We start from the raw sequence: 5,125 nt of genomic DNA, 5'->3' as shown, positions 1-5,125 counted from the left end.
ACCGGGGCCCCTTCCGTACGTGCGGGTGGCTACGCCGTCTTCTGCTCCCCCGTGCCCCGGCCGCGGGCGTCGCGCGGGATCAGGGTCGGGTTGACGTTGGAGAGGACCACGTCGGCGGTGATGACGACGCGGGCGACGTCCTTGCGGGACGGGACCTCGTACATCACGCCCTGGAGGACCTCCTCCATGATGGCGCGCAGGCCGCGCGCGCCGGTCTGGCGGAGGATGGCCTGGTCGGCGATGGCCTCCAGCGCCTCGCGCTCGAAGTCCAGCTCGACACCGTCGAGTTCGAACAGGCGCTGGTACTGCTTCACCAGGGCGTTGCGCGGCTCGACCAGGATCTTCAGCAGGGCCTCGCGGTCCAGGTTGTGGACCGAGGTGATGACGGGGAGGCGGCCGATGAACTCGGGGATCATGCCGAACTTGACCAGGTCCTCGGGCATGACGTCCTCGAACTGGTCCTTGGCCTCCAGCTCCCGCTTGGAGCGGATCGTCGCGCCGAAGCCGATGCCCTTGGCGCCCGCGCGGCCCTCGATGATCTTCTCCAGGCCGGCGAAGGCACCGCCCACGATGAACAGGACGTTCGTCGTGTCGATCTGGATGAACTCCTGGTGCGGGTGCTTGCGGCCGCCCTGCGGCGGGACCGAGGCCGTGGTGCCCTCCAGGATCTTGAGCAGGGCCTGCTGGACGCCCTCGCCGCTCACGTCCCGCGTGATCGACGGGTTTTCGCTCTTACGGGCGACCTTGTCGATCTCGTCGATGTAGATGATCCCGGTCTCGGCCTTCTTGACGTCGTAGTCGGCCGCCTGGATCAGCTTCAGGAGGATGTTCTCGACGTCCTCGCCCACGTACCCCGCCTCGGTCAGCGCCGTGGCGTCGGCGATGGCGAACGGTACGTTCAGCATGCGGGCCAGGGTCTGGGCCAGCAGGGTCTTGCCGGACCCGGTCGGGCCGAGCAGGAGGATGTTGGACTTGGCCAGCTCGATGGCGTCCTCGCGGCTCTGGCCGCCGCCGTTCTCCCCGGCCTGGACCCGCTTGTAGTGGTTGTACACCGCGACGGACAGGGCCTTCTTGGCGGCCTCCTGGCCCACCACGTAGCCGTCCAGGAACTCGTAGATCTCGCGGGGCTTGGGCAGTTCCTCCCAGCGCACCTCGCTGGTCTCCGCGAGTTCCTCCTCGATGATCTCGTTGCAGAGATCGATGCACTCGTCGCAGATGTACACACCGGGCCCTGCGATGAGCTTCTTGACCTGCTTCTGGCTCTTGCCGCAGAACGAGCACTTGAGCAGATCGCCGCCGTCACCGATGCGTGCCACGGTGTGCTTCCCCTTCGCCTGGGAGACGCCTGGACGCGTAGAGTCCAGCGGCTCCTGGTGCTGCCTTATGTCGACGGTACCTTGCCGGGCCCCCCGTTCGGGCCCCCCTTGGCACGGTTCACTTGGACGTGACCGCGCCAAGGGGCGACGGGCGGGTGCGGTGTCCGCGTCAGCGGACGGAGGCGTTGTTCATCTTGCGGGTGGAAATGATCTGGTCGACGAGCCCGTAGGACAGGGCCTCCTCGGCCGTGAGGATCTTGTCGCGCTCGATGTCCTCGCGGATCTTCTCGATCGGCGTGGTGGAGTGCTTGGCCAGCATCTCCTCCAGCTGCGCGCGCATCCGGAGGATCTCGTTGGCGGCGATCTCCAGGTCGGAGACCTGGCCGCGGCCGGTCTCGCTGTAGGGCTGGTGGATCAGCACGCGCGCGTTCGGCAGGGCCATGCGCTTGCCCGGCGTACCGGCGGCCAGCAGGACCGCGGCGGCGGAGGCCGCCTGGCCCATGCAGACCGTCTGGATGTCGGGCTTGACGAACTGCATCGTGTCGTAGATGGCCGTCAGCGCGGTGAAGGAACCACCGGGGCTGTTGATGTAGACCGAGATGTCACGGTCGGGGTCCATCGACTCCAGGCACAGCAGCTGCGCCATGACGTCGTTGGCGGAGGCGTCGTCGATCTGGACGCCGAGGAAGATCACGCGCTCCTCGAAGAGCTTCGCGTACGGGTCGTACTCGCGCACGCCCTGCGAGGTGCGCTCCACGAAGCGCGGGATGACGTAGCGGGACTCGGCCGTGGGGCCGGTGTACTCGGCGCGGGTCCGGTCGTAGATGCCGCTGCCGGGGAAGTCGTTCACGATGTCTCCTGGAAAGGGGCTGGGCGGTCGGCTGGGGGCTGGCTGGGCTGAGCCGGCTCAGGCCCCGGTGCCGCCACCGCCCGGCATGCCGGCGGCGTGCGTGATGACGTCGTCGATGAGGCCGTACTCCTTGGCCTCGTGGGCGTCGAACCAGCGGTCGCGGTCCGAGTCGCGGGTGATCTGCTCCACCGACTGGCCCGTGTGGTGGGAGGTCAGCTCTGCCATGCGCTTCTTGGTGTGCAGCAGCCGCTCGGCGTGGATCTTGATGTCGGAGGCCGAACCGGCCAGACCGGCGGAGGGCTGGTGGATCAGGATCTCGGCGTTGGGCAGCGCGAAGCGCTTGCCGGGCGTGCCCGCGCTCAGCAGGAACTGGCCCATCGAGGCCGCCAGGCCCATGGCGATGGTCACCACGTCGTTCTTGATGTACTGCATGGTGTCGTAGATCGCCATACCGGCCGTGATGGAACCGCCGGGGCTGTTGATGTACAGGAAGATGTCCTTGTCCGGGTCGGCGGCAAGGAGCAGCAGCTGTGCGGTGATCTTGTTCGCGATGTCGTCGTCCACGGGCTGGCCGAGGAAGATGATCCGCTCGCCGAGCAGCCGGTTGTACACCTGGTCGCCGAGGCCACCACCGATGGAGGGCTCGCCGGCGGCGGAGGGCATCAGATTCGTCACGTATCCACCTGCTCGTCTTACGACGGCGCCGGGCCGTCTCACGTGTTCTGCCGGGGCGTGGGGCCGTCCGGCCGGTTTCGGGGACTCCCCTGCCCTCGTATTCATGGACCCTAACGCGCGGGCCCCTTCGGGGAATCCCGCGAACGGGAGTGTTCGCCGGGGGCGTAGCGCCGGGGCCCGTGGGACGGGGGTGGCCAGGTAGGACGACGGGCCCTGGGGAGCAGTGCCCCAGGGCCCATCGTACGTACGCGGCGGACGCCGCGCGGGGATCAGGCCCCGGCCTTCTCCTCGCCCTCGGTGCCCTCGGCGGAAGCGGCCTCGGCGCTCTCGCCCTCGGCGGCCTCGTCCTCCTCGTCGTCCAGGTCGACGATCTCGCCGTTGGTGTCCTTCACGGTCGCGGCCTCGACCACGACGGCCAGGGCCTTGCCGCGGGCGACCTCGCCGACCAGCAGCGGAACCTGGTTCTGCTGGACGACCGCCTGCGCGAACTGGTCGGGGGACATGCCGGAGGAGGCGGCACGCCGCATGAGGTGCTCGGTGAGCTCCTCCTGGCTGACGTTGAGCTTCTCCTTGTTGACCAGCTCGTCGAGGACGAACTGGGTCTTGATGCCCTTGACCGCGGCCTCGCGGGTCTCGGTCTCGAACTCCTCGGCGGTCTTGCCCTGGATCTCCAGGTACTTGTCGAGGGTCAGACCCATCTGACCGAGCTGGTGGTGCTCGAGGTTGTGCTTGCGGGTGTTGATCTCGTCCTCGAGCAGCTTCTCGGGGACCGGGATCTCGGCCAGCTCCAGCAGCTTGTCCAGGACGCGCTCCTGGGCCTGCGTGGCCTGGTCGTACTGCTTCATGCTCTCCAGGCGCTTGCGGCTGTCGGCGCGCAGCTCCTCGAGGGTGTCGAACTCGGAGGCGAGCTGGGCGAAGTCGTCGTCCAGCTCGGGCAGTTCGCGGGAGGCGACCTGGGTGACCTTGACGGTGACCTCGGCCTCCTTGCCCGCCCCGGAGCCGCCCTTCAGCTCGGAGGTGAAGGTGGCCTCGCCACCGGCCTCCACGCCCTTCACGGCGTCGTCGATGCCGTCCAGCAGCTCACCGGAGCCGATGGTGTAGGAGACGCCGTTGGCGATGCCGTCCTCCAGCACCTCGCCGTCGACCTTGGCCTCCAGGTCGATGGTGACGACGTCGCCGTCCTCGGCGGCGCGCTCGACCGGGCTGGTCGAGGCGAAGCGCTCGCGCAGCTGCTCGACCGCCTTGTCGACGTCCTCCTCGGTCACCTCGACGGCGTCGACCTCGACCTCGATGCCGGAGTAGTCCGGGATCTCGATGGTCGGGCGGATGTCCACCTCGGCGGTGAAGTTCAGCGTCTCGCCGTCCTTCAGCTCGGTGATGTCGACCTCGGGCTGACCCAGCGGGTTCAGCTCGGCGTCGTTGACCGCGTCGGTGTAGAACTTGGGAAGCGCGTCGTTGACGGCCTCCTCCAGAACCGCACCGCGGCCGAACCGCTGGTCGATGACCCGGGCCGGGATCTTGCCCTTGCGGAAGCCCTTCACCGTGACCTGCTGGTTGATCTTCTTGTACGCCGCGTCGAGGCTGTCCTTGAGCTCCTCGAAGGGCACCTCGACAGTGAGCCGAACCCGAGTCGGGTTCAGGGTCTCCACGGCGCTCTTCACGGTTCGGTCTCCTTGTGGCTGACTTCTTGGATTTCGCCGGAGCCAGAGGGTTGTCCGGCGGATTCGCCGCCCGGAGGAGTTCGTAGGCCAGGAGGCCGGACACACGGGCGCGCAGTCTGCATAGTAACCGCAGCCGCTCAACGCCCCAAAAGGCGATCACGGGAATCATGGGAATCACGGGATCCGCCGGGCCCACGGGGTGCCCACGGCGGGTCCAGGACGTGGGCAGTACGGGCCCAGGGTGGGACCAGAGGGAATCCGGTGTGTCCGCGGCGCGACTGCTGTGCGGCCGCTGTGCGACTGCTGTGCGGCCACGGGAATCACCCGGGGCACGTGCGGTGGCGCCGACCGGGCGGCCGGCGGGTGGTCGGGGTGGCGGGATTTGAACCCACGGCCTTCCGCTCCCAAAGCGGACGCGCTACCAAGCTGCGCCACACCCCGTCTGGTGCGACACGTAGGGTACATGCCCGCAGGCAGTACGGCCTCCGCAATTCCGTCGCGGGGTGTCTGGGCGGGGTGGCGGGGTGCGCGCGCCCCGGGGTGGCGGGGGGGGCGCCCCCCCGTCCCCATTTCGCCCGGCCCCGGGGGAGGCGCGGCGGGCGGGGGTGGGCCCGCCGCGGGGC

General features: G+C 68.8%; 4 protein-coding genes and 1 tRNA gene. All 5 read right to left on the bottom strand.

The window, feature by feature from the left end:
* Window positions 1-29: 29 nt before the first annotated feature.
* Window positions 30-1,316 carry an ATP-dependent Clp protease ATP-binding subunit ClpX gene (gene clpX, locus ACFC02_RS29715; protein WP_376363783.1) on the bottom strand — a complete coding sequence of 429 codons (1,287 nt, stop codon included), beginning with the start codon at window positions 1,314-1,316 and terminating at the stop codon, window positions 30-32.
* A 169-nt stretch (window positions 1,317-1,485) separates the two neighbouring features.
* Window positions 1,486-2,166 carry an ATP-dependent Clp protease proteolytic subunit gene (locus ACFC02_RS29710; protein WP_376363780.1) on the bottom strand — a complete coding sequence of 227 codons (681 nt, stop codon included), beginning with the start codon at window positions 2,164-2,166 and terminating at the stop codon, window positions 1,486-1,488.
* A 57-nt stretch (window positions 2,167-2,223) separates the two neighbouring features.
* Window positions 2,224-2,829: an ATP-dependent Clp protease proteolytic subunit gene (locus ACFC02_RS29705; protein WP_360979607.1), complete on the bottom strand. Its 606-nt coding sequence runs from the start codon at window positions 2,827-2,829 to the stop codon at window positions 2,224-2,226.
* 281 nt (window positions 2,830-3,110) lie between these two features.
* Window positions 3,111-4,502, bottom strand: coding sequence for a trigger factor (gene tig / locus ACFC02_RS29700; RefSeq protein WP_376363777.1), 1,392 nt, complete (start codon window positions 4,500-4,502; stop codon window positions 3,111-3,113).
* 364 nt (window positions 4,503-4,866) lie between these two features.
* Window positions 4,867-4,943 (bottom strand) — tRNA-Pro (locus tag ACFC02_RS29695).
* Window positions 4,944-5,125 lie beyond the last annotated feature (182 nt).

This window comes from Streptomyces sp. NPDC056160, from assembly GCF_042268205.1.
Lineage (GTDB): Bacteria > Actinomycetota > Actinomycetes > Streptomycetales > Streptomycetaceae > Streptomyces.
Note: the sequence above shows the minus strand (reverse complement) of the source record. Positions and strands in the feature narration are given on the sequence as shown.

Bases quoted from the DNA above. Each gene is read 5' to 3' on its own strand.
- ACFC02_RS29705 (WP_360979607.1), bottom strand. From the start codon at position 2,829: ATGCCCTCCGCCGCCGGCGAGCCCTCCATCGGTGGTGGCCTCGGCGAC.